The sequence below is a fragment of the Arenimonas terrae genome (assembly GCF_006265115.1).
In the GTDB taxonomy this organism is placed as follows: Bacteria; Pseudomonadota; Gammaproteobacteria; order Xanthomonadales; family Xanthomonadaceae; genus Arenimonas; species Arenimonas terrae.
This window is the reverse complement of the sequence record NZ_SMDR01000003.1, coordinates 441583-463598: the sequence shown is the minus strand read 5'-3', so window position 1 is coordinate 463598 and position 22016 is coordinate 441583. Positions and strand designations below refer to the sequence as shown.

General features: G+C 71.1%; 19 protein-coding genes. 9 read left to right on the top strand and 10 right to left on the bottom strand.

Annotated features, from left to right (window positions below; all coding sequences use genetic code 11):
- Nucleotides 1-28: 28 nt before the first annotated feature.
- Both hrpB and E1B00_RS13800 read right to left on the bottom strand, forming a co-directional pair.
- Complete coding sequence (gene hrpB, locus E1B00_RS13805; RefSeq protein WP_139449743.1) at nt 29-2527, bottom strand: ATP-dependent helicase HrpB; 2499 nt, start codon at nt 2525-2527, stop codon at nt 29-31.
- Between the two features lie 9 nt (nt 2528-2536).
- Nucleotides 2537-3691 (bottom strand): serine hydrolase domain-containing protein, encoded by a 1155-nt coding sequence (locus E1B00_RS13800; protein WP_176693267.1) that lies wholly within the window; start codon nt 3689-3691, stop codon nt 2537-2539.
- A 95-nt stretch (nt 3692-3786) separates the two neighbouring features.
- On the opposite strand from E1B00_RS13800, the gene E1B00_RS13795 reads away from it, so the two are divergent.
- Nucleotides 3787-4905: a hypothetical protein gene (locus E1B00_RS13795; protein ID WP_139449739.1), complete on the top strand. Its 1119-nt coding sequence runs from the start codon at nt 3787-3789 to the stop codon at nt 4903-4905.
- Nucleotides 4906-4936: 31 nt separating this feature from the next.
- The gene (locus E1B00_RS13790; RefSeq protein ID WP_139449737.1) at nt 4937-5734 is read left to right on the top strand and encodes a TatD family hydrolase; all 798 of its coding nucleotides are present in this window, start codon (nt 4937-4939) and stop codon (nt 5732-5734) included.
- A gap of 7 nt (nt 5735-5741) precedes the next feature.
- Here E1B00_RS13790 and E1B00_RS13785 read toward each other — a convergent pair whose 3' ends face one another.
- Complete coding sequence (locus tag E1B00_RS13785; protein WP_139449735.1) at nt 5742-6629, bottom strand: DUF2167 domain-containing protein; 888 nt, start codon at nt 6627-6629, stop codon at nt 5742-5744.
- A 147-nt stretch (nt 6630-6776) separates the two neighbouring features.
- On the opposite strand from E1B00_RS13785, the gene E1B00_RS13780 reads away from it, so the two are divergent.
- Nucleotides 6777-8018, top strand: coding sequence for an adenylate/guanylate cyclase domain-containing protein (locus tag E1B00_RS13780; protein WP_139449733.1), 1242 nt, complete (start codon nt 6777-6779; stop codon nt 8016-8018).
- Here the strand turns inward: E1B00_RS13780 and E1B00_RS13775 are convergent, their stop codons facing one another.
- Nucleotides 8019-8786 (bottom strand): ABC transporter permease, encoded by a 768-nt coding sequence (locus E1B00_RS13775; protein WP_139449732.1) that lies wholly within the window; start codon nt 8784-8786, stop codon nt 8019-8021.
- Nucleotides 8783-9736 carry an ABC transporter ATP-binding protein gene (locus tag E1B00_RS13770; RefSeq protein ID WP_139449730.1) on the bottom strand — a complete coding sequence of 318 codons (954 nt, stop codon included), beginning with the start codon at nt 9734-9736 and terminating at the stop codon, nt 8783-8785. The genes E1B00_RS13775 and E1B00_RS13770 overlap by 4 nt, the downstream gene beginning before the upstream one ends.
- Nucleotides 9737-9860: 124 nt before the next feature.
- Here E1B00_RS13770 and E1B00_RS13765 point away from each other — a divergent pair, with 124 nt between their 5' ends.
- The 5 genes from E1B00_RS13765 (at nt 9861) to E1B00_RS13745 (ending at nt 15406) form a co-directional block, all read left to right on the top strand.
- Nucleotides 9861-10613, top strand: coding sequence for an FAD-binding oxidoreductase (locus E1B00_RS13765; protein ID WP_281280712.1), 753 nt, complete (start codon nt 9861-9863; stop codon nt 10611-10613).
- A gap of 250 nt (nt 10614-10863) precedes the next feature.
- Nucleotides 10864-11979, top strand: a complete 1116-nt coding sequence (locus E1B00_RS13760) for a site-2 protease family protein (RefSeq protein ID WP_139449728.1) — start codon at nt 10864-10866, stop codon at nt 11977-11979.
- A 75-nt stretch (nt 11980-12054) separates the two neighbouring features.
- Nucleotides 12055-13503, top strand: a complete 1449-nt coding sequence (locus E1B00_RS13755; RefSeq protein ID WP_139449726.1) for an alpha/beta hydrolase — start codon at nt 12055-12057, stop codon at nt 13501-13503.
- Nucleotides 13500-14234 carry an ABC transporter ATP-binding protein gene (locus E1B00_RS13750; RefSeq protein ID WP_139449724.1) on the top strand — a complete coding sequence of 245 codons (735 nt, stop codon included), beginning with the start codon at nt 13500-13502 and terminating at the stop codon, nt 14232-14234. Before E1B00_RS13755 ends, E1B00_RS13750 begins: the two co-directional genes overlap by 4 nt.
- Nucleotides 14231-15406: an ABC transporter permease gene (locus E1B00_RS13745; protein WP_139449722.1), complete on the top strand. Its 1176-nt coding sequence runs from the start codon at nt 14231-14233 to the stop codon at nt 15404-15406. Before E1B00_RS13750 ends, E1B00_RS13745 begins: the two co-directional genes overlap by 4 nt.
- A gap of 69 nt (nt 15407-15475) precedes the next feature.
- Here E1B00_RS13745 and E1B00_RS13740 read toward each other — a convergent pair whose 3' ends face one another.
- Nucleotides 15476-16477, bottom strand: a complete 1002-nt coding sequence (locus E1B00_RS13740) for an energy transducer TonB (protein ID WP_342774296.1) — start codon at nt 16475-16477, stop codon at nt 15476-15478.
- A 394-nt stretch (nt 16478-16871) separates the two neighbouring features.
- On the opposite strand from E1B00_RS13740, the gene E1B00_RS13735 reads away from it, so the two are divergent.
- A complete protein-coding gene (locus E1B00_RS13735) occupies nt 16872-18104 on the top strand; it encodes an alpha/beta hydrolase (protein ID WP_220396294.1) in 1233 nt (410 codons plus the stop codon).
- A 6-nt stretch (nt 18105-18110) separates the two neighbouring features.
- Here the strand turns inward: E1B00_RS13735 and mnmE are convergent, their stop codons facing one another.
- From mnmE to rpmH, 4 genes are all read right to left on the bottom strand, one after another.
- Nucleotides 18111-19442 carry a tRNA uridine-5-carboxymethylaminomethyl(34) synthesis GTPase MnmE gene (gene mnmE, locus E1B00_RS13730; protein ID WP_139449720.1) on the bottom strand — a complete coding sequence of 444 codons (1332 nt, stop codon included), beginning with the start codon at nt 19440-19442 and terminating at the stop codon, nt 18111-18113.
- Nucleotides 19443-19553: 111 nt separating this feature from the next.
- Nucleotides 19554-21269 carry a membrane protein insertase YidC gene (gene yidC / locus E1B00_RS13725; RefSeq protein WP_139449718.1) on the bottom strand — a complete coding sequence of 572 codons (1716 nt, stop codon included), beginning with the start codon at nt 21267-21269 and terminating at the stop codon, nt 19554-19556.
- A gap of 52 nt (nt 21270-21321) precedes the next feature.
- Entirely contained in the window at nt 21322-21756 is a 435-nt protein-coding gene (gene rnpA, locus E1B00_RS13720) for a ribonuclease P protein component (protein ID WP_139449716.1), read from the bottom strand.
- A 55-nt stretch (nt 21757-21811) separates the two neighbouring features.
- Complete coding sequence (gene rpmH / locus E1B00_RS13715; RefSeq protein WP_043805469.1) at nt 21812-21952, bottom strand: 50S ribosomal protein L34; 141 nt, start codon at nt 21950-21952, stop codon at nt 21812-21814.
- Nucleotides 21953-22016: the final 64 nt, after the last annotated feature.

Here is a 22016-nt window from a genome sequence, read left to right as displayed (position 1 = left end):
TGAACGGCGCGCGGCGGCCGCGCCGGCCTCAGGTGCCGCGCGGCTTGGCGCGGTGGGTCGCGGTCGCGGTCCAGGGGTCGTCAGGCCAGGGATGGCGTGGGTAGCGGCCCTTCATTTCCTTCTTCACTTCCGGGTAGGTGTTGGCCCAGAAGCTGCGCAGGTCCTGGGTGACCTGCAGCGGTTTTCCGCCGGGCGACAGCAGGTGCAGGGTCAGCGGCACGCGGCCGTCGGCGATGCGCGGCGTGTCGGCCAGGCCGAACAGTTCCTGCAGTTTCACCGCCAGCACCGGCGCGCGGCCCTGCGCGTACTCGATGCCACGCTCCATGCCCGAGGGCACGGTGATGCGGCGCGGCGCCAGGACGTCGAGCTTCTGCCGCAGCGGCCAGTCCAGGCCAGACCTGAGCGCCTCGCCCAGTTCGTCCTCGCCCAGGGCGTCTAGCCGGGTCTTGCCGGCGAAGGCGGGCTTGAGCCAAAGCCCTCGCGTCGCCAACAGGTTCTCGTCGGAAAGATCCGGCAGGCCCAGCTCCGGCATCCATCCACGCAGGCAGCGCACGCGTTCGAGCCACTGCCTCAGGCCCTCGGTCCAGGGCAGCGCTTCCAGGCCGAGTTCGCCGACCGCATCGGTGAGCGCCTGGGCGGCGAGCGCGGGATCCGGACGACCGGCGGGTCTGCTTTCCAGGGTGATGCGGTCGAAGCGGCGCTCGCGGCGCGCGACCAGGGCGCGGGCGGCGCCGTCCCAGCGCACCACGTCGCCTTCGAAGAAGCGCTGCGGGAAATCGCGCAGCAGTCGCGCCTCGTCCACCGGCGCAGCCCGCAGGACCAGCGAATCCTTGGCCTCGAAGCGCAGCTCGCTGGCGACGATCCAGGGTTCGCCGAACACGGCGCTGTCGTCGAAGATGCGCGCCATGCGGCCGTTGGCGAGCAGGTAGCGGCGCGGTTCGGCCGGATGCTGGCGGGCGATGCGGTCGGGGAAGGCGTGCGCCAGCAGGTCGCCAAGCAGGTGCGCGGGCGCGTCGGTCGGCGGCGGCGCGTCGCAGCGCAGACGGCGGCGCCACTGTTTGGCCGCGGCGTCGATGGCGGCGAGCGCGCCGCGGTTGGCATTGCCCTCGACGCGTCCGCGCCGAGACGCGGCCAGCGCCTGCCAGCGCATCGCCAGGCCGTCGGAGCGTTCGCGGATCGGATCCCTGGCTTCGATCAAGGCGGCGAGGTCGCAGGCCAGTGCGCGCTCCGAGGGCGCACGCGGCGCCTTGAGCATCGCCGCCAGGCGCGGGTGCGTGCCCAAGGCCAGCAGTTCGCGGCCGAAGGCGGTGATGCGCTGGTCTTCGCCCACCGCGCCCAGCCGCTGCAGCAACTCCTTCGCGGCGGCGAGCGCGCCGGACGGCGGCGCATCGACGAAGCGCAGGGTGCTGTCGCCCCAGGCCGCGATCTCCAGCGCCAGCCCGGCCAGCTCGACCTGGGCGATTTCCGGCGTGCGCATCGGCTCGAGCCGCTGCGATTGCGGCCACAGCCGGTAGGCCCAGCCTTCGGCGACGCGACCGGCGCGGCCGGCGCGCTGGTCGGCCGAGGCCTGCGAGATGGTCACGGTGTCGAGCCGTGCGAAACCGGAGTTCGGGTCGTAACGCGGCTCACGCGCCAGGCCGGCGTCGATCACCACGCGCACGCCCGGCAGGGTCACCGAACTTTCCGCGACATTGGTGGCCAGCACGATGCGGCGGCGGCCCTGCGGGTCGGGCGCGAGCGCGGCGGACTGGGCCTCGACCGGGAGTTCGCCGTGCAGCGGCAGCAGCACCGCATCGACGGCGGCCGCGCCGGCCTGCAGGCTCGACAGGGCGTCGGCGATCTCGCGCTGCCCCGGCAGGAACACCAGCAGGTCGCCCGGATGTTTCGCCAGCGCCTCCTCGACGCAGCGGCGCAGCTGCGCGTTCAACGGTTCGTCGCGGCGCGCGGGGAAATGCGCGGTGGTCACCGGGAAACTGCGGCCGGCGCTGGTCAGGCGCGGCGCGTCGAGGAAACGCGCCAGCTTCTCGCCGTCGAGCGTGGCCGACATCACGACGATGCGCAGGTCCTCGCGCAGCTGCGCCTGCACGTCCAGCGCCAGCGCCAGGCCCAGGTCGCCCGCGAGGTGGCGCTCGTGGAATTCGTCGAACACGATCGCCGCCACGCCCTCGAGCGTCGGGTCGTCCTGGATCATGCGCGTCAGGATGCCCTCGGTGACGACCTCGACGCGGGTACGCGCGCTGACCTTGGCCTCGAAGCGGATCCGGTAGCCGACGGTGTCGCCCGGCTGTTCGCCCAGCTGTTTGGCCATGTAGCCGGCGGCCGCGCGCGCGGCGACGCGGCGCGGTTCCAGCATCAGGATGCGGCCGTCGCCGCGCCAGGGCGCGTCGAGCAGGGCCAGCGGGACCTGGGTGGTCTTGCCGGCGCCGGGCGGCGCCTCGAGCACGAGCCGCGGCGAAACCGCGAGGCTTTCGAGCAGGGCCGGCAGCAGTTCGGCGATGGGGAAATCGGGGCGGGACGGAAGCTTCACCGCGCTAGGCTAGTGAGCGCGGCGCTCCGCGTCGAGCGCAGCAGCGGTGGCGGTCGGCGCCCGCGATGGCGGCAGCCTCGATGCGCCGCGCGCGGACCGCTGCGTGCGGCGCACGAAATCGAGCTGCCGCAGGCACAGGTTTTCCAGCGCGGTGAGGTCGTCGCGCATGGCCGAGCCGTTGCCCGACACCAGGATCACGCCATTGCTGCCGCTGCGCCAATCCACCCAGGGCGTGAAGCCGAAGGCGCCGGGGCTGGACACGCGATAGCTGGCGCCGCGGGCGTCCCTGGCCTCGACCCACTGGCCGACGCCGTAGCCATAGCCGTAGCCGGCCACCGGGCTGGCGGCGATGGCCAGGCCGACGGTGCGGTCGAGCGCCATCGTCGCCAGCGTCTGCGGCTGCAGGAAGGGCTCGCCTTCGTGCAGCCCACCGGCGAGCAGCATGTCCACCACCCGGCCGTAGTCGTCCAGGGTCGAACGCGCGCCGCCGCCGATGCGCGGGTTGCCATTGGGCACGTAGCCCGGCGCGGCCGCGCCGGCGGTCCAGTCGGTGGCGGAAAGGCCGAGCGGGACCACCATCTCGGCGATGAAAAGCGCATCCCAGGAACGGCCGCTGGCGATCTCGGCCATGGCGCCGGCGACCTGCATCGAGTTGCCGCCGTAGGCGAAAGCAGTGCCCGGCGTCCATTCCAGCGGCAGCGCGAGGATCTGGCGCGCGCAGTCCTGCAGCGCAACCTGGCGGCTGGACAGGCAGCCGGCGTCGTCGATGCCGATGCCGCTGGTGTGCGAGAACAGCTGGACCAGGGTGATGTCGCGCGTGGCCGCGGGGGCGTCGGGGAAATACTCGCCGACGCGGCTGTCCCAGCGCAGCGTGCCGGCTTCGACCAGGCGCGCCAGGGTCAGCGCCGACAGCCATTTGCTGGCCGAGGCGATGGCGACGCGGGTGTCCGGCCCGTAGCTGCCGCTGTGGTCGAGGTGCAGCACCTGGCCGCCGCGGGCGAGCCGCACCGAGGCGCCATCGAGCGCGTAGTCCGCCACCAGGGTGCGGGTGGCCTCGCGCACGGGGGCCAGGTCGGGCGCCGTCGAACGCGCCGACGCGCCTGCGGCCAGCAGGCCCAGCAGCAGGCCGGCGGCGGTGAGACTGCGCTTGCAGGTTCGGTCCATGCCCGGATGAACGCGGAGGCGCCGCATCGCGTTGACAGCCCGCTACACTGCCGCCTTCTTTTTCGGGCCGGCGGGCCCGCGGGGCGACCCAGCGCATGTGGCTGTTCATCGGTGCCGTCACCCTGCTCTGCGCCTGCATCTACGCCGGGCGCAAACGTTACGCCGCCCGCTGGGACGGAATGCCCTACACGGTGCGGGAGGGCAGCTTCCTGGCCAGCACGCAGGGCGAGGGCAGCTGGCGTTCGCGGCCCTGCCTGGGCCTGGCGACCGCCTCGACCCTGGAGTTCGAGTGCAAGGCCGAATCCTGGCTCGACCGCTTCTTCAAGTGGACCGGACTGTCGGTGGAGCTGCAGCTGGGCCAGGACAGCTTCGACCGCACGGTCTACCTGATCGCCGACAATCCCGCGGTGCTCGAAGTGCTGCGGCGGGAGCCGGACCTCTGCGACCGGCTGATCGCGATGTTCCGGCGCTCGCCGGACCCCGGCTTCCGCGTGCACCGGGTCGTCTGCCGGCGGGGCAAGTTCTGGGTCGAGTTCCGCAAGACGGCGGCCGTGGCCTCGTCCTACGTGATCTTCAGCAAGGCCGCGGCCGATGTCCGGCGCATGTGGGCGGCGATTCCCGAGCGTCTGCCCGACGGCCATTCGGGTGCCGACCCGCTGTTCCTGCGCACGGTGATCGTGCTGGCGTTCTCGACCGGCCTGGCCATCCATGGTGGCGTGCACCTGTATCGGCTGCTGCGGTTCGACGGCGCGGTGACGCTGGATATCTGGCCGCTGCTCACGGTCGGCCTGGTCGCTGGCGGCCTCCTGCTGGCGCTGCAGCTGGTGCTGGCGACGCTGCTGCTGGCGCGAAGCTCCCGGCTGCACCTGGTGATGCTGGAGCTGCTGCTGGTCGGCAGTTTCGGTGCGCTCAGCACCGGCGTGGTCGAGGTGCGCGACATGAACATTGATCTGGACACCCATCGGGCCACGCTCCATGCCACCACGGTGCGGGACCTGACGGTCAGCCGGTCGCGGCGGGGCGGCACGCGACGGTATGCCTACGTGGACGCCTTCGGCGACGAACCGCCGCAGAAGCTGCGGGTGAGCTACGACGACTACCACGCCCTCACCATCGGCGAGCCCGCCACGGTCTACATGCGCGACGGCTACTTCGGAATCCGCTGGATCGAGAGCATCCGGCCGGGGACGCCACCGGCGGTCGCCGCCCGGTAGAATCGCCGCCTGTTTTCCGGACGACGGCCGCATGGACCTGATCGACATCGGCGCCAACCTGGGCCACGAGAGTTTCGACCATGACCTGGACGCGGTGCTGGCGCGTGCGCGCCTGGCCGGGGTGTCGCAGCTGGTGGTCACCGGCGCCAGCCGGCAGGGCGCCGTGCGCGCGCTGGAGCTGGCGCGGGCGTTTCCGGGCGAACTGTTCGCCACCGCCGGCGTACATCCGCACCACGCCATCGAATACACCGACGAGGCAGACGCCGAGATGCGCGCCCTGCTGGCGCAGCCCGAGGTGGTCGCCGTCGGCGAATGCGGGCTGGACTACCACCGGGACTTTTCGCCGCGTCCGGCCCAGCGCCGCGCCTTCGAGCGCCAGCTGCAGCTGGCGGTGGACACCGGCAAACCGCTGTTCCTGCACCAGCGCGACGCGCATGCCGACTTCATGGCGATCATGAAGGGCTTCGACGGCCGCATCGGCCCGGCGGTGGTGCACTGCTTCACCGGGACCCGCGAGGAATGTTTCGAGGCGCTGGACGCCGGCTATTTCATCGGCATCACCGGCTGGCTCTGCGACGAACGCCGCGGCCAGCACCTTCGCGAATTCGTGAAGGACATCCCGGCGGACCGCCTGATGGTGGAAACCGACGCGCCCTACCTGCTGCCGCGCACCGTGCGGCCGATGCCCTCGCACCGCCGCAACGAGCCGATGTACCTGCCGCACATCGTCGAAGAGCTGGCGCGCGACCGCGGCGAGTCCTTCGAGGCGACGGCCGCGGCCACCACGGCCACGGCGCGCGCTTTCTTCCGGCTGCCCGAAGCCGGCTGAGTCCGCTTCAGCCAGCGCTGGCGCCGTCGTTCTGCTTCCTGCCGGCGAACTTGCGGACCAGAGCCACGATGCCGATGCCGGCGATCAGGAACAGCTTCCAGCCCTTGGCCAGGACCAGGCCGATCTTGGCCAGCAGGCCGGTCTTGGCCGCCAGCCCGCCGCCGACCAGGGCCGCCAGGCCGTAGGCCGCGGTGCGGTCGGTGTCTTCGTTGAAGTCGGCATAACGCTGGCCCGGCTCGAATTCCGCCATCGCCAGCACGTCGCTCATTCCGGCGTTGACGCGCTCGAGGTCGCCGATGTCGGCGACCGCGTTCATGCTCAGGAAACCTTCGCGGCCGAGCACGCGGATGTCGTAGTTGAGAGTGCCGCTGTCGTGGCCCTCGAACTGCAGGTGCTTGGCCCAGTGCAGGCGCTTGCTGCCGGCGTCGTAGCGCGGCGGCTGCGCCCAGCCGACCAGTTCGGCGGTCGGGTAGCCGGCTTCCTTCAACGCCGGATTGGCGTCGCGGGTTTCCTGCTGCATGTCGGCCAGCAGTTCGGCGTAGTCGATCTCGGCGGCGTCTTCGTCGGTGACGTGGCCTTCGTCGGTCCAGGTCAGGATCACGGCCCAGCTGTGTTCGCTGCCCAGGCCGTCGGCGGTGGGCACCAGCATGCCGAGCACGGTGTCGTCCTCCGGATTGCCCCAGTACTCCTCGAGCACGCGGCGCGCGTCGGCCTTGGGCAGGTAGCGGAAGCCCTCGCTCAGGCGCAGGGTCGCGTGCGCCTCGGGCACGGCGACGACGCCGTCCTGGTAGCTCAGCGATTCCAGGAAGACCTGCTCTTCGTCCTTTTCCTGGGCCTGGACCAGGCCCGCGAACATCACCAGCGCCGCCGCGGCGGCGCACACCATTGCACGCATGATTCGTTCCCCTGAGGCCGCGGACGCGGCCCGGCCAGTGTCGGCACCGGCAGGGGCCCGCGCAAGCGCCACGCGGTGGCGGAAATCCCGAGGCCACGCGCCGATGCGCTAGGCTCAGGACATCGCGCCGCGACCTTGGGGACATGGATGACGCACTGGCTGCCCGCCGCCTGGGAACGACTGCGCCGCCCGTCCGCGGCTGGCATCGGCAATGCGCGCTGGCGGGTGTTCGCGGCCTCCTGCGCCCTGCTCGGCCTGGGCGCGCACCTGACCCTGCTGCCCTGGTTCCTGTGGCGCGGCGTGCCGGAGCTAGTCTGGTACAGCCTGGCGACGCTGCCGGTGTACCTGTTCGCGGTCTGGGTGTTCGTGCTGCACCCGGGCCTGGGCCGGCGCTGGCACCTGCTCGGGACCCTGGGCGTGGGGTTGGAGTTGCTGGGCCAGGGCACCCTGGCGACCTGGCTACTGGGTTGGGGCTCAGGCTTCCACTACTACCTGCTGCTGGTGCCGCTGGTGGTGCTGTTCTCGCCTTTCGGAACGCCGATGCAGCGCGCGCTGCTGTCGGCGGCAGTGGGCCTGGGCTATCTGGCGCTCTGGGACGCCAGCGGCCGCCAGGCGCCGGTGTACGCGCTGGCACCGGACGAACTGCGCGGCTACCTGGCGGCCAACTTCGCCCTGGTGTTCGTGGTGGTGATGGCGATCGGCTTCCTGTTCGAACGCGCGGCCACGCGCATGGAGCGGGAGCTCGAATGGGAGCGGCAGCGTTCCGAACAGCTGCTGCTCAACACCCTGCCGGCGCTGATCGCGCGCGCGCTGAAGGAACGGCCCGGCGAGGCCATCGCCGAGCGCCACGCGGAGGTGTCGGTGCTGTTCTGCGACATCGTCGGTTTCACCCGGCTCTCGGAGCGGCTCGAACCCGAGCAGCTGGTGGCGATCCTCAACCGCGTCTTCACCGGTTTCGACGACCTGGCCGACCGCTACGGCGTCGAGAAGATCAAGACCATCGGCGACGCCTACATGGTCGCCGCCGGTCTGCCCGAACCCGACCCGGACCACGCCGGCGCGCTGGCCAACATGGCCCTGGACATGATGGATCAGGTGCGCGCCCTCTGCGACGAGTTGGGCGAAGTGCTGGACGTGCGCATCGGCCTGCACAGCGGCCCGGTGGTGGCCGGCGTGATCGGCCGGCGCAAGTTCGCCTACGACCTGTGGGGCGACGTGGTGAACACCGCCGCGCGCATGGAGTCGCACGGCGTGCCGGGCGCGATCCAGGTGACCGAGGCCAGCGCGCGCCTGCTCGGCGCACGCTTCGTGCTGGCGCCGCGCGGCGAGATGGAGATCAAGGGCAAGGGCCTGATGCCGGTGTTCCTGCTGCAGGGCCGCGCCGGCTGATCAGCTGCGCAGGCCGACGCCACGCTTGAGCAGCCACAGGCCCAGCGCCGACAGCGCCACCACGAAACCGAGCATCAGCGCGTAGGCGGTGAGCATGGACACGTCGCTCTGGCCCAGCAGGCCGTAGCGGAAGGCGTTGACCATGTAGAAGATCGGGTTCAGGTGCGTGGCGGCCTCGGCCCAGTCCGGCAGCAGCTTCACCGAATAGAACACGCCGCCCAGGTAGGTCAGCGGGGTCAGGATGAAGGTCGGCACGATGGCGATGTCGTCGAACTTCTTGGCGTACACCGCGTTGACGAACCCGGCCAGCGAGAAGATGGTCGCGCCCAGCAGCACCGTGCTCAGCGTGATCAGCGGATGCGGGATGCGCACCTTGGTGAAGAACATCGCGATCACCAGCACGATCGCACCCACCATCAGCCCGCGCAGCACGCCGCCGGCGACGTAGCCGCCCAGGATCACCCAGTTCGGCATCGGGCTGACCAGCATCTCCTCGATGTGCCGGCCGAACTTGGCGCCGAAGAAGGACGAGCTGATGTTGCCGTAGGCGTTCTGGATGATGGCCATCATCACCAGGCCCGGCACGATGAAGTCCATGTAGGTGATGCCGTCCATGGTGCCGATGCGGCTGCCGATGAGGTTGCCGAAGATCAGGAAGTACAGGGTCATCGTGATCGCCGGCGGCACCAGGGTCTGGCCCCAGATGCGCAGGATGCGCGCGACTTCGCGCCGGGCGATGGTCTTGAGCGCGGTCAGGTTCGGGCTCATGCCGCCGCTCCCTTGGCCGGAACCACTTCGGGCTGGCCGGTCAGGCGCACGAACAGTTCTTCGAGGCGGTTGGACTTGGTGCGCATCGAGCGCACGCGGATGCCCGCCTCGCCCAGCGCCGCGAACACGCGGTTGAGGTCCATCTCGCGCGGCATCTCGACGTCGAGCGTGTGGTCGTCCTCGGCCAGCAGGGTGATGCCCGCGATCTGCGGCAGTACGTCCGGCAGCCGGCCGTCGATGTCGAACAGGAACCCTTCGACGTCGAGCTTGGCGAGCAGCGCCTTCATCGGGCCCTGCTCGATGATGCGGCCGCGGTCGATGATCGCCAGGTTGCGGCACAGGCTCTCGGCTTCCTCCAGGTAATGCGTGGTGAGGATGACGGTGGTGCCGGCGGCGTTGACTTCCTTGAGCGTCTTCCACATGCCGCGGCGGATCTCGATGTCCACGCCGGCGGTGGGTTCGTCCAGGATCAGCAGGCGCGGGCGCGTCATCATCGCGCGGGCGATCATCAGCCTTCGTTTCATGCCGCCCGAGAGCGTGCGCGACATGGTGCGCGCCTTCTCCCACAGCTGCGCCTTCTTCAGCTCCTCTTCGGCGCGCTTTTCGGCTTCCGCGCGCGGTATGCCGTAGAAGCCGGCGTAGTTCACGCAGATGTCGAAGGGCTGCTCGAACATGTTGAAGTTGATCTCCTGCGGCACCAGGCCGACCTGGCGCATGGCCAGGGAGCGGTCGGCGTGAAGATCGATGCCGAACACCTTCACGTCGCCCGAGGTCTTGTTCACCAGCGAGCTGACGATGCCGATCAGGGTCGACTTGCCGGCGCCGTTGGGGCCGAGCAGGGCGTAGAAGTCGCCCGGGGCGACGGACAGCGAGATGCCCTTGAGGGCCTCGACGCCGGTGGCGTAGGTCTTGCGGAGGTCGGTGACCTCCAGCGCGGGATGGGTCTGCATGGGGCTCCTGGACCGCGCCGGCGCTGCGCCGGGGGTCTGCGGGGGCTTATTATAGGCGCCCGGCCGCCCCCGGACCCCGGAACGGCGGCGGCACAGTGTTTCCCATCCGTCGGAGTTCCCCCGCTTGGCCATCGTGCACTTCCCGCTCCGCCTGGTTGGCAGCCGCATGCTCGCGCCCACCGTCCGCCACCTCGCCTTCGCGCGCGACGACGGCCAGCCGCTGGACTTCATTCCGGGCCAGTTCGTGCAGGTGCACTTCAACTATCCGGACGGCACGGCGACCAAGCGCAGCTATTCGCTGGCGACCATGCACGACCATGCGCTGGGCCCGGGCGAGACCGTCGAGATCGCGGTGAGCTATGTCGCCGGCGGCGCCGCCACGGCGCTGTTCGAGGCGCTCGACGAAGGCCAGCAGATCCAGGCCAGCGGCCCCTACGGGCGCTTCTGCCTGATGGCGGGCGACAGCAACCGGCGCTACCTGCTGATCGGCACCGGCACCGGCGTCACGCCCTACCGCGCGATGCTGCCCAAACTGCACGAGCTGATGGAAACGCGCGGCATCGAAGTGGTGCTGCTGTTCGGCTGCCGCACGCCGGCGGAGTTGCTGTACGGCGAAGACTTCTACGCCTTCGCCGAAGGCCACCCGAACTTCCGCTTCGTACCCTGCTTCAGCCGCGAACTGCCGGAGAACCCGCACCCCGACGTGCGCAAGGGTTACGTGCAGGACGTGCTGGCGGAGTTCGCGCCCTCGGCCGAGGGTGACATCGCCTACCTCTGCGGCAATCCCAACATGGTGGACGCCTGCTTCGAAGCGCTGAAGACGGCGGGGCTGCCGGTGCCGCACATCCGCCGCGAGAAATACGTCAGCAGCAAATAGCGCGCCGCGGCGGATGCCCGGCCAGCGGCAGGGCCGCTGGCGCTGCGCCCCGCGCGTCCGTCCCCCGGACGGTCGCAAGCGCGGGGCTCGCCCACCGCGAGAAATACGTCAGCAGCAAATAGCGCGCCGCGGTTCAGGCCCCCGGCCAGCGGCCCCTGCCATTGGTCAGGCTTGCCGCGCGCCGAGGCCGGCGCCTATCGTGCCGGCGATGAGCGAACCCCGCACCGCACCGCCCACGGACAGGCCGTCGATGGCCCGACGTGTGGGCGGTTTTCTCGGCGTTCTGCTCGCAGGCGCGCTGCTCGGCGTCCTGGGCGCCCTGGCCGGCAAGCAGCTGGCGCCGGTGCGCGAAACGATCGACACGCTGTCGGGTTGGGACCTCCTGGCGCTGCCGCTGGTCTGGCTGCTGGCGGTCGGACTGCACGAGGCGGGGCACCTGGCCGGGGGCCTGAGCCGCGGCATGCGCTTCCTGCTGTTCATCGCCGGGCCCTTCGGCTGGGTGCGCTCCGGCGACGGCATCCGCTTCCGCTGGTACTTCAATCTCGGCACCTTCGGCGGCATCGCCGCCGCGCTGCCGGCACCGGACCGGCCGCTGCGGCCGCAGCTGCTGCGCCTGGTCGCCGGCGGTCCGCTGGCCAGCCTGGTCCTGGCCCTGCTGTCGTTCGCCGCGTTCGCTGCCTTCGAAGGCCGGCCGGCAGCGTACGCGCTCATCTTCGGCGCGCTGTCGCTGCTGGTATTCGTGGTCACGGCGGCGCCGTTCCGCGCCGGCGGCTTCATGAGCGATGGCCTGCAGTTCCTGGAGCTGCGCCGCAATCCCGGACTCGTCGAACGGCGCGTGCGGCTGACGGCCCTCATGGGCCTGGGCCTGTCGGGCGTGCGGCCACGCGAACTCGATCCCGCCCTTCTGGCCCAGGCCCAGGCGCTGACCGGCCAGGAAACGCTGTACGACATCGGCGTGTGGTTCTACAGCTACAGCCAGGCGCTCGACCGCGGCGACATTCCGGCGGCGGGCGCGTGGCTGGACCGCATCGAGGCCGTGCTCGACCAGTATCCGCAGGGTTTCCGCCAGGCCATGACCGTCGAGCTGGCCCTGTTCGAAGCCCTGCACCGCCGGCGTCCGGACATTGCACAGGCCTGGTGGGCGCGCAGCCGCGGCGGCGTGGTGGACCCCTCGCGGCGGGCCCTGGCCGAAGCCGCGCTCGCGGCCCTGGCCGGCAAGACCGACGCCGCCCGCGCCGCACTGCAGCGCGCCCAGGCCCAGCTGGGTCGCAGCCTCGACCCGGGCATGGCGGCCGTCAGCGCCGACCAGATCGCCGGACTCAGGCACCATCTCGACACGGCGCCCGCACCGGTCACCGCGGCCTGAGCGCCGCCGCTGTCACCTTTTCCGCGCCGGACCGTCTATTGGTCTGAGTCCGTCCGTTCCACACCCGAGGTCGCCATGCGAACACTGTTGCCATGCGCCCTGCTCCTGCTGTCGCTGCCGGTATCGGCACGCACGCTGGGCAGCCTGGAATTCACGCCCTGCGAACTGGCGCAGCCCGGCACCGGCGCCACCACGCGCGCCGAGTGCGCGCTGCTCGAGGTTCCCGAGGATCCGGCCAAACCCGAGGGCCGCAAGCTGTCGCTCAAGGTGGCCCTGGTCGCCTCGCGCGCCGCCGAACCGCAGCCCGACCCGGTGATCTTCTTCGCCGGCGGCCCGGGCCAGTCGGCCACCGAGAGTTATGCCGGCATGGCGGGCGCGTTCGCGCGGCTGCGCGACAAGCGCCACCTGGTCTTCGTGGACCAGCGCGGCACCGGCGGCACGCATCGCCTGGCCTGCGAGTTCCCGGACGAGATGGACGAATCGCTGGCCACGGACCCGGCCGCGCAGACGCAGATGGCGAAGGACTGCCTGGCGCGCATCGACGCCGATGTGGCGCAGTACACCACCACCGTCGCCGCCGGCGACATCGAGGCGCTGCGCCTCGCGCTCGGCGCGCCGAAGCTCAACCTCTACGGCGGCTCCTACGGCACGCGCATGGCGCAGCAGTACGCGCGCCAGTATCCGGAAGCCGTGCGCAGCATCATCCTCGACGGCGTGGTGCCGCCGGAGCTGGCGCTGGGCAGCGAGCACAGCATCAACCTCGAGACGACGCTCAAGGCCATCCTGGCCCGCTGCGCCGACCAGCCGGCCTGCGCCGCCGCCTTCGGCGACCCGTACCAGCGCCTCTACCAGCTGCGCGACCAGGCCCGCGCCACTCCGCTGGCGGTGGCGATGCGCGATCCGCTGACGAACCAGGGCCGGGAGCTCAAGCTCGACGAGTCCGCCGTCGCCACCATCGCCCGCCTGTTCGCCTACAGCCCGGAAACCGCGGCATTGCTGCCGCTGCTGGTCGACGAGGCGCTCAAGGGCCGTCCGCAGTCGCTGGTCGCACAGGCCGCGCTGGTGTACGACTCGCTGGCCGGCATGATCAACCACGGCATGCAGCTGTCGGTGATCTGCGCCGAGGACGCCGCCCGGCTGGGCAACCGCGACCAGGACAAGGACCTGATCCTGGGAAATGCCATCGTCGGCGTGACGCTGAACCAGTGCGCGGTCTGGCCCAAGGGCCCGGTGGCGGAGGACTTCAACGCGCCGCTCAAGACCGACACGCCGGTGCTGCTGCTTTCGGGCGAGTTCGATCCGGTGACGCCGCCGCGCTACGGCGAGCAGGTGCTGGCGTCGCTTCCGAACGCGCGCCACCTGGTCGGCAAGGGCCAGGGCCACATCCTGCTTTCGCGCGGCTGCACGCCGCGGCTGGCGGCGGAGTTCGTCGACAAGCTCGACCCCAAGGGCCTGGACGCATCGTGCCTGGACGCGCTGGGCGCCACGCCCTTCTTCATCAACTACAACGGAGCCGAGCCATGATCGAGGTCCGCGACCTGCACAAGGCCTTCGGCGCCGTGAAGGCGGTCGACGGTGTGAGCTTCACCGCCGCCGACGGCCAGATCACCGGCCTGCTCGGCCCCAACGGCGCCGGCAAGACGACGTCGCTGCGCATGCTCTACACCCTGATGAAACCCGACCGCGGACAGGTGCTGGTGGACGGCGTCGACGCCACGGTGGACCCGACCGGCGTGCGCCGCCGCCTGGGCGTGCTTCCGGATTCGCGCGGGCTGTACAAGCGGCTGAGCAGCCGCGAGAACATCCGCTACTTCGGCCGCCTGCACGGGCTGGACGACGCGTTGATCGCGCAACGCACCGAAGCGCTGGCGAAAGCGCTGGACATGGGCGACATCATCGACCGCCGCACCGAGGGCTTCTCGCAGGGCCAGCGTGTGAAGACCGCGATCGCGCGGGCCCTGGTGCACGACCCGCGCAACGTGATCCTGGACGAGCCGACCAACGGCCTGGACGTGATGGCGACGCGGGCGATGCGGCGCTTCCTGCTGCAGCTCAAGGCCGAGGGCCGCTGCGTCCTGTTCTCCAGCCACATCATGCAGGAGGTCGCGGCGCTGTGTGACCGCATCGTCATCATCGCCCGCGGCCAGGTCGTGGCCGAAGGCACCGCCGACGAGCTGCGGGCGATGACCGGCGAAAGCAATCTCGAAGACGCCTTCGTCAAGGCGATCGGCACCGAAGAAGGACTGATGGCATGAACGCGGCCTGGACTGTATTCCTCAAGGAAGTCACCGAGAACCTGCGCGACAAGAAGACCGTCGTGAACGCGCTGGTGATGGGCCCGCTGCTGGGCCCGGTGTTCTTCGCGATGATGATGGGCTTCATCATCACCAAGCAGCTCAAGAGCGCCGACAAGCCGCTGGAGGTGCCGGTGGTCGGCGCCGAGAACGCGCCCAACCTGGTCGACTGGCTCGAGCGGCAGTCGGTGGTGGTGCAGGCGGCGCCGGCCGATCCCGAGAAGGCGATCCGCGGCCGCGACGCCAAGGTGGTGCTGAGCATTCCCGCCAACTACGCCGAACACTGGCGCGCGGGCGAGACCGCACAGGTGGAAGTGCTGTTCGACAGCTCCGACCAGGACAGCCGCGCACCGGTGGCGCGACTCACCGGCCTGCTGGAAGGCTACGGCCGCCAGACCTCGGCGCTGCGCGTCGCGGCGCGCGGCCTGCACCCGGCGATCCTGTCGCCGGTGGTGGTGGACGAGCACGACCTGGCCAGCACCCAGCAGCGCGCCGGCCAGCTGCTGAGCTTCCTGCCCTACCTGCTGGTGCTCGGCGCCTTCCTCGGCGGCATGTACCTGGCCATCGACACCACCGCCGGCGAACGCGAGCGGCAGTCGCTGGAGCCGCTGCTGGCCAATCCGGCCACGCGTGCGCAGATCGTGCTGGGCAAGCTCGGCGCCACCTTCGGCTTCGCGATGGTGAGCATGATGCTGAGCCTGGTGATGTTCGCGATCGCCTTCCAGTACATCCCGCTCGACCGCCTGGGCATGAAGGTCGACTTCGGCGCCGGCCTGATCCTGCGCGCCGGCCTGCTGATGGTGCCGCTGGTGATGGTGTTCGCGGCGCTGCAGACGATCGTGGCCGCCTACGCCAAGAGCTACCGCGAGGCGCAGACCTACCTGTCGCTGCTGATGCTGCTGCCGATGCTGCCCTCGGTGATCCTGATGATCAATCCGATGAAGGCCGAGATGTGGATGGCGGCGGTGCCGCTTCTGTCGCAGAACGTGCTGATCATGGAGCTGGCGCGCGGCGAAGTGGTCGAGTTGACGCGCTTCGCCCTGAGCTTTGGCGCCAGCCTGGTGCTGGCGGCGGCACTGGTGTGGGTGGCGGTCCGGATCTACCACCGGGAGCAGTTGGCGGTGTCGGCCTAGGCGGCCGGTTCTTCGCGGAAAAACAAAAGGCCCGGCAATGCCGGGCCTTTTTTTGCGGCAGCTTCCGCCTTACGGACGGAAGGTGAAGGTGCGCGTGAGCGTGGCCGGCGCGTCCATGGGCTCGAACTGCCAGCCCCGCACCGTCTGGATCACTTCGCGGTCGAACTCGCCGCGCGGCTGGGCGCGCACGATGCGCACGTTCGAAACGCTGCCGTTGGCGGCAATGCTGATCTCGACCGTCACTTCGCCGGTGATGCCGGCACGGGCGGCGGCGCGCGGGTACGGCGGCTGCGGCGTGCGCACGCCGACCGGGGTGCTGGCGCGCGGCGCGGGCGGCGGGGTGGCGGCGACCGGCGCGGGCGTCGGCTGCGCGGCCGGCGGCGGCGTGGCGGGCTGGGTCGCGGCCGGCTGCGGCTCCGGCTGGGCCGGGGCGGGCGTCGGCGTGGCCGGGGCGGCGGCCGCAGCGGCAGCTTCGGCGGCGGCACGCTGGGCGGCCGCTTCGGCGTCGCGCAGGCGCTGCTCTTCGCGGGCCACTTCCTGGGCCGCGCGGTCGGCGGCGCCGGCCTGGCCCTTGGCGATGGAGTCCTTGATGCGCGGCAGCGCCGGGGCCTGGGCGTCGGTCTTCTCGATCAGGGCGCGCAGGCGTTCGGCTTCGGTGAAGTCCTCGCGGCCGATGGCCTGCTCGGCGGCGATGATGGCGTAGGGCATGAGGTCGATCAGGGCGCTTTCGGCCGAGGCGTCCGGCTTGTCGCTCTTCTCGCGCAGGGCCAGGTAGTACTCCATGGCGTTGTCGCCGGCCGGGGCGTACAGGCGCTGTTCGCGCAGCGCCTGGCTGCCGCGGCTGCGCAGCTCTTCCGGGCTCAGGGCGGCGAGCGCGGCCTGGGCAGCCTGGGCGGCCTGCTGCGCAGCGACTTCCTCGGCGGACGGACCGGCCGGCTGGGCCGGTGCGGCAGCCTGCTCGCCTTCGGCGGGCGCGGGCTCGTCCTTGGAACAGGCCGCCAGGCCCAGGCCGAGGGCAAGGGCGATACCCCAGCTCAGGGCGCGGGTGGAGGAGGTGGTCGCAGCGATCATGGCTTTCCCCTGGAAAAAGATGAACAAAACATGACCTTCAGCACATAAGACTTTGGCCGGTTTGTCAAGGCGCCCGCGTATCGAAGCGCGATGCGCGCCACAGAATAGGGCCATATTGGCCCGGCCGTCCGGCCGGGCATCGCGTAAGCTCCCGCCAACACCGTGATCCCGGGGGGAGATCGCCTTGAAGCTCGTTCGACTTGGCCTGCTGGTCCTGGCCATCCTGCTGCTGGTCGCCTGCATGGGAACCCGGGCCAAGGTCGCGGAGACTCCGCCCCTGCCCGAGCCCACCTCGGCACCCGCGCCCAGCCCTGAGCCGGTCCCGCCTCCGCCTCCGCCTCCGCCCCCTCCCCCTCCGCCGCCAGCCCAGGCGACCGAACAGGCGCAGGCGGAGATGGCCCGCGAACGCGCGGCACGGGCTGCCCAGGCAGAAGCCGCGCAGCGCCAGGCCGCGGACGCCGCCCGGGCCGAGGCCGCACGCCGCGCCGCTGCGCAGGCCAGTACCAGCGCACCGCCCGCCGCTGTCCGCCCGAGGCCCCTGCCCGCCGGGGCGCGCCCGGTGCCTCCGCGGCGCGCCGCCGCGAAGCCCCAGCCGGCGCGGCCGCCGATCGACCCCGACAAGAACTACGCGACGATGCGCGTGTTCTACGCCACCGACCGCGCCGCCGCGGACGACTTCGCCAACCTCCCACCGGCCGAACGTTACGGCGGCGCGCGCGGCAAGCTCGACTACGGCCTGGCCGAGGTCAGCATCCCGCGCGGGCACGTGCCCGGCCTGCTCGAGGCGCCGTCGGTGTGGCGGCTGGAGTTCAGCGAGGATCCGTCGCGGCACGTGGTGCTGATGTCGGTGACGCGGCGCAGCGGCCCGCTGTTCTTCCGCGAGCTGTCAGACCGCGTGGCCCGCTCCGGCGGCCGCAACGCCTTCCTGTTCGTGCACGGCTACAACGTCAGCTTCGCCGACGCGGCGCGGCGCACCGCGCAGATGGCCTACGACCTCTCCTTCGACGGCGCGCCGGTGTTCTACAGCTGGCCCTCGCAGGCGGCGCTGACCGGCTACACGGTGGACGAATCGAACATCGAATGGTCCACCGCCCACATCAAGCAGTTCCTGGTCGACTTCGCCGAGAAGTCGGACGCCGAGAACCTGTACCTGATCGCGCACAGCATGGGCAACCGCGGCCTGACGCGCGCGCTGCAGATGCTGATGCTCGAGCGTCCGGACCTGCGCGGGCGTTTCCGCGAGATCATCCTCGCGGCGCCGGACGTCGACGCCGAAGTCTTCCGCCGCGACCTGGTGCCGGCGCTGCGCCAGGCCGGCCAGCGCGTGACGCTGTACGCCTCGTCCAACGACCTGGCGCTGAAGGCTTCGAAGGAAGTGCATGGTTACGCCCGCGCCGGCGACAGCGGCGACGGCCTGGTGGTGCTGCCGGGCCTGGAGACCATCGACGCCTCGGGCGTGGACGAAAGCATCCTCGCGCATTCCTACTTCGTCGAATCCAAGCCAGTGATCCGCGACATCCTCAACCTGCTGCGGCACAGCCTGCCGGCGGGGCGGCGCGAGGGCCTGGTCGGCGAAGAGGGCGAACGCGGGCCGTTCTGGCGCTTCGAGAAGACCGAAACGCCCTGAGCCGCGCTACTTGCCGATGCAGAAGCTGCTGAAGATCCGCCCCAGCAGCGCATCGGCGTCGACGCGGCCGGTGATCTCGCCCAGCGCGTCCTGGGCCTGGCGAAGTTCTTCGGCCGCGAGTTCGCCGGCGCCGTGGTGCAGCTGGGTCGCGGCGCGTTCGAGCCAGGCGGCCGCGCGGTCCAGCGCCTCGAGGTGACGGGCGCGGGCGCTGAAGGCGCCGTCGCTGCCTTCGCCCTGGCCCGCGGCCTCGCGCAGTTCGCGCCGCAGCAGGTCGAGGCCGTCGCCGGTCTGCGCCGACAGCCACAGGTGCCGGCCATCGCCGCGGCGTTCGGCCGCCACTGAATGTCCGCTCAGGTCGCACTTGTTGTGCAGCCACAGCACCGGCACGCCGTCGGGGAGCGGCAGCGCGGCGGCGTCGGCGCGGCTGTCGTCGAGCACGGCCAGCACCAGGTCGGCGCGCGCGAGTTCGGCGCGGGCGCGGCGGATGCCTTCCTGCTCGACGCGTTCGGGCGTGTCGCGCAGGCCGGCGGTGTCGACCAGGGTGAGTTCGATGCCGTCCACGACGATGCGCTCGCGCAGCAGGTCGCGGGTGGTGCCGGCGATGTCGGTGACGATGGCGCGCTCTTCGCCGGCCAGCGCATTGAGCAGGGACGACTTGCCGGCATTGGGCGCGCCGGCGATCACCACGTGCAGGCCATCCACCAGGCGCTTGCCGCGTTCGGCGGCGGCGCGCAGCGCGGCGAGCTCGCCGGCGACGGTCTGCAGGCGATCGCGCAGTTCGGGCGCGGCCAGGAAGTCCACTTCCTCTTCCGGGAAATCGAGCGCGGCCTCGATCCAGACGCGCAGCCCGGTCAGCCCGTCGACGACGGCGTCCACGCGCCGCGAGAACTCGCCCTCCAGCGAACGCCGGGCTGCACGCGCCGCGGCGTCGCTGCCGGCGCTTACCAGGTCGGCCACGGCTTCGGCCTGGGCGAGGTCCAGCCGGCCTTCCAGGAACGCGCGTTCGGTGAATTCGCCGGGCCGCGCGGCGCGCGCGCCGAGGTCGAGGCAGCGGCGCAGCAGACGCGCCAGCAGCACGGGGCTGCCGTGGCCCTGCAGTTCGAGCACGTCTTCGCCGGTGTAGGAATGCGGCGCCGGGAAATGGATCAGCAGGCCGTCGTCGATCAGCTCGCCGTCGCCGTCGCGGAAGCGCAGGTAGTGCGCGTGCCTGGGCTGCGGCGCGCGGCCCAGCAGGGTGGCGGCGATGGCCCGGCAGCCGGGCCCGCTCAGGCGCACGATGCCGACGCCGGCGGCGCCGGCGGCGGTGGCGATCGCGGCGATGGTGTCGCGGGAGCTCATGCCGGAATGGTGGCAGAAAACCCGGCCGCCGGAATCACGGGCGCGGCCGCGCAAAGAAAAAGGGAGGCGGTTTCCCGCCTCCCTTCGTGCCTGCGGCGCGGGGCGCCCGGTTTATTTCGCGGCGACCGGGGTGCCCGCTTCCGGCTTGTCGCCGTGGCGCTTGGTGATCACCCACTGCTGCAGCAGGCCCAGGATGCCGTTGGTGCACCAGTACAGCACCAGGCCGGACGGGAAGAAGGCCATCATCACGCCGAACACCAGCGGCATGAAGGTCATGATCTTCTTCTGCATCGGGTCCATGCCCGGCGTCGGCGTCATCTTCTGGGTCAGGTACATCACCGCCAGGTTGATCGCCGGCAGGATGAAGTACGGATCCGGCGCGGTCAGGTTCTGGATCCAGCCGATCCACGGTGCCTGGCGCATCTCGACGCTCTCGAGCAGCATCCAGTACAACGCGATGAAGACCGGGATGGTGACCAGGATCGGCAGGCAGCCGGCCGCCGGGTTCACCTTCTCCTTCTTGTACAGCTCCATCATCGCCATCTGGAACTTCTGCTTGTCGTCGCCGTAACGCTCCTTCAGCGCCTCGATGCGCGGCTGGATCGCGCGCATCTTGGCGAAGCTGCGGTACTGCTTGGCCGACAGCCAGTACAGCGCGATCTTGATGATCAGCACCGTCAGGATGATCGCCCAACCCCAGTTGCCGGTCAGGTCGTGCAGCGGCTTGAGCACGTAGTCGAACATCGGCTGGGCGAGGAAGGTGAAGATGCCGTAGTCCAGCGTCAGCTTCAGGCCGGGGGCGATCTGCTCGAGTTGCTTCTGCAGCTTCGGGCCGACCCACAGCACGGACTCGCGCGTGGTGCTCAGGCCCGGCGCGACCTGGATCGGCGCGCTGACGCCGCGCACCAGGTAGCGGTTGTTGTCGGGCAGGGGCGCCATCTCGAAACGCTGCGCCTCGGCCTTGTTCGGCACCCAGGCCAGCACGAAGTGGTGCTGCAGCATCGCGATCCAGCCACCGGTGACGTCGCGCGACTGCGCGCCGTCTTCGAACAGGTCGGCGATGGCGATCTTCTCGAACTTCTCCGACGGGCTGTACCAGGCGGCGCCGACGAAGCTGTAGGCCTCGGGATTGGTGAGGCCGGACGTGCTCGACTTCTCCGGCGGCACCACGCGCTGCAGCTGTTCGTAGGGCGAGGCGCTCCACGGCTGCGCGCCCTGGTTGCGGATCTCCAGGCGCTGGGTGATGGCGTAGGAGCCGCGCTCGAGCACCAGGGTCTTGCGCACGGTCACGCCGCTGGCGGCGTCGGTCCAAACCAGGGGCACTTCCAGGGTCTGCGCGCCGTCGGCCAGGCGGTAGTCGCTGCGGCCGTCCTCGGTGCGGAAGACCGCCTCGTGGTTGGGCGCGCTGCTGCCGGCGGTGGCCAGCAGGCCGGACTGGGCCACGGAGTAGTGCGCGGTGGTGCTGTCGAGCAGGCGCACCTTGGTGTCCGGCTGCTCCTTGGTGACCGGGTAGGCCAACAGGTCGGCGCCGACCAGGTTGCCGCCGCGTGGATCGAGCTGCAGGCGCAGCACATTGGTGGTGACGGTGATCGGCGCGAGCGTCGCCGCGGCCGGTGCGGCGGTCGGCGGCGTACCGGCCGGAGCGACCGGGACCGCGCCAGCCGAGGGCAGGGCCGCTGCCGACGGAGTCTCGCCGGCGGTAGGCAGGCTCGCGGTGGCCGGGGCGTCGACGACAGCGGGCGCCACGGGACCCTTGTTCCATTCCATGAACAGCAGGACGGCGACAAAGAGCCAGGCGATCAGCAGGAAGGAGCGGGTCTGGTTCATGGGCAGGCGGCGGGCGCCGGCGGGAGAGCCGGGGCCGCGCAGGGGGTCTCGGTCAGGAATCGGAGGCGGGGCGTTCGCACGCGCCCGGGGAGGCCGGCATTGTGCCGGGCGTGGCCGCGGGCTTCAACGACCGGGCACGTTCCAGCAGCTGCAGGAACTGGGTGCGAAGCTCGCCGGATTCAAGTTTCGCGGCGCCGGGCTGGGCGATCAGCACATAGTCGCCGGCCGGCAGCGCGGCGCGCTGGTCGCGGAAGACTTCACGCGCGAGCCGCTTGATGCGGTTGCGGCCGACCGCGCGCTTGTCGACCTTCTTGGACACGGCTACGCCGAGCCGTGGCGCGGTGGCCTCGGCCCGGACGTGGGCATGCAGCTTCAGGTGTGAGCTGGAGAGCTTGCGCCCCGCCTTGAACACCGCCTGGAACTCGGCGGAAGCGCGCAGGCGCGCACTGGGCGGGAACGGGCTCGGTGCCGCGGGTGGGAGCGTCATCACGGTCCCGGGGAACAACCCGCGAGTCGCCGCCGGGAACCCGGCGGCAACGGGGTCAGACCGCCAGGCGGGCGCGGCCCTTGGCACGACGACGCGACAGCACCTTGCGGCCGTCGGCGGTCTTCATGCGGGCGCGGAAGCCGTGGTCACGCTTACGCTTGAGGTTGCTGGGCTGGTAGGTACGCTTGGTGGCCATGGTGGCACCCCGGTTGAAGTTTTGGGCGGAAAAGACCGCGGACTATAGCCATCCTCCCCCTGGG

What these genes read in the sequence shown, in the direction of transcription:
- mnmE (WP_139449720.1), bottom strand. Translation starts at nt 19,442, where the DNA reads ATGAGCTCCCGCGACACCATCGCCGCGATCGCCACCGCCGCCGGCGCC.
- E1B00_RS13770 (WP_139449730.1), bottom strand. Translation starts at nt 9,736, where the DNA reads ATGCAGACCCATCCCGCGCTGGAGGTCACCGACCTCCGCAAGACCTAC.
- yidC (WP_139449718.1), bottom strand. Translation starts at nt 21,269, where the DNA reads ATGAACCAGACCCGCTCCTTCCTGCTGATCGCCTGGCTCTTTGTCGCC.
- E1B00_RS13740 (WP_342774296.1), bottom strand. Translation starts at nt 16,477, where the DNA reads ATGATCGCTGCGACCACCTCCTCCACCCGCGCCCTGAGCTGGGGTATC.
- E1B00_RS13745 (WP_139449722.1), top strand. Translation starts at nt 14,231, where the DNA reads ATGAACGCGGCCTGGACTGTATTCCTCAAGGAAGTCACCGAGAACCTG.
- E1B00_RS13755 (WP_139449726.1), top strand. Translation starts at nt 12,055, where the DNA reads ATGCGAACACTGTTGCCATGCGCCCTGCTCCTGCTGTCGCTGCCGGTA.
- E1B00_RS13750 (WP_139449724.1), top strand. Translation starts at nt 13,500, where the DNA reads ATGATCGAGGTCCGCGACCTGCACAAGGCCTTCGGCGCCGTGAAGGCG.
- E1B00_RS13800 (WP_176693267.1), bottom strand. Translation starts at nt 3,691, where the DNA reads ATGGACCGAACCTGCAAGCGCAGTCTCACCGCCGCCGGCCTGCTGCTG.
- E1B00_RS13780 (WP_139449733.1), top strand. Translation starts at nt 6,777, where the DNA reads ATGACGCACTGGCTGCCCGCCGCCTGGGAACGACTGCGCCGCCCGTCC.
- rpmH (WP_043805469.1), bottom strand. Translation starts at nt 21,952, where the DNA reads ATGGCCACCAAGCGTACCTACCAGCCCAGCAACCTCAAGCGTAAGCGT.
- E1B00_RS13790 (WP_139449737.1), top strand. Translation starts at nt 4,937, where the DNA reads ATGGACCTGATCGACATCGGCGCCAACCTGGGCCACGAGAGTTTCGAC.
- E1B00_RS13785 (WP_139449735.1), bottom strand. Translation starts at nt 6,629, where the DNA reads ATGCGTGCAATGGTGTGCGCCGCCGCGGCGGCGCTGGTGATGTTCGCG.
- rnpA (WP_139449716.1), bottom strand. Translation starts at nt 21,756, where the DNA reads ATGACGCTCCCACCCGCGGCACCGAGCCCGTTCCCGCCCAGTGCGCGC.
- E1B00_RS13735 (WP_220396294.1), top strand. Translation starts at nt 16,872, where the DNA reads ATGGCCCGCGAACGCGCGGCACGGGCTGCCCAGGCAGAAGCCGCGCAG.
- E1B00_RS13760 (WP_139449728.1), top strand. Translation starts at nt 10,864, where the DNA reads ATGGCCCGACGTGTGGGCGGTTTTCTCGGCGTTCTGCTCGCAGGCGCG.
- E1B00_RS13775 (WP_139449732.1), bottom strand. Translation starts at nt 8,786, where the DNA reads ATGAGCCCGAACCTGACCGCGCTCAAGACCATCGCCCGGCGCGAAGTC.
- E1B00_RS13795 (WP_139449739.1), top strand. Translation starts at nt 3,787, where the DNA reads ATGTGGCTGTTCATCGGTGCCGTCACCCTGCTCTGCGCCTGCATCTAC.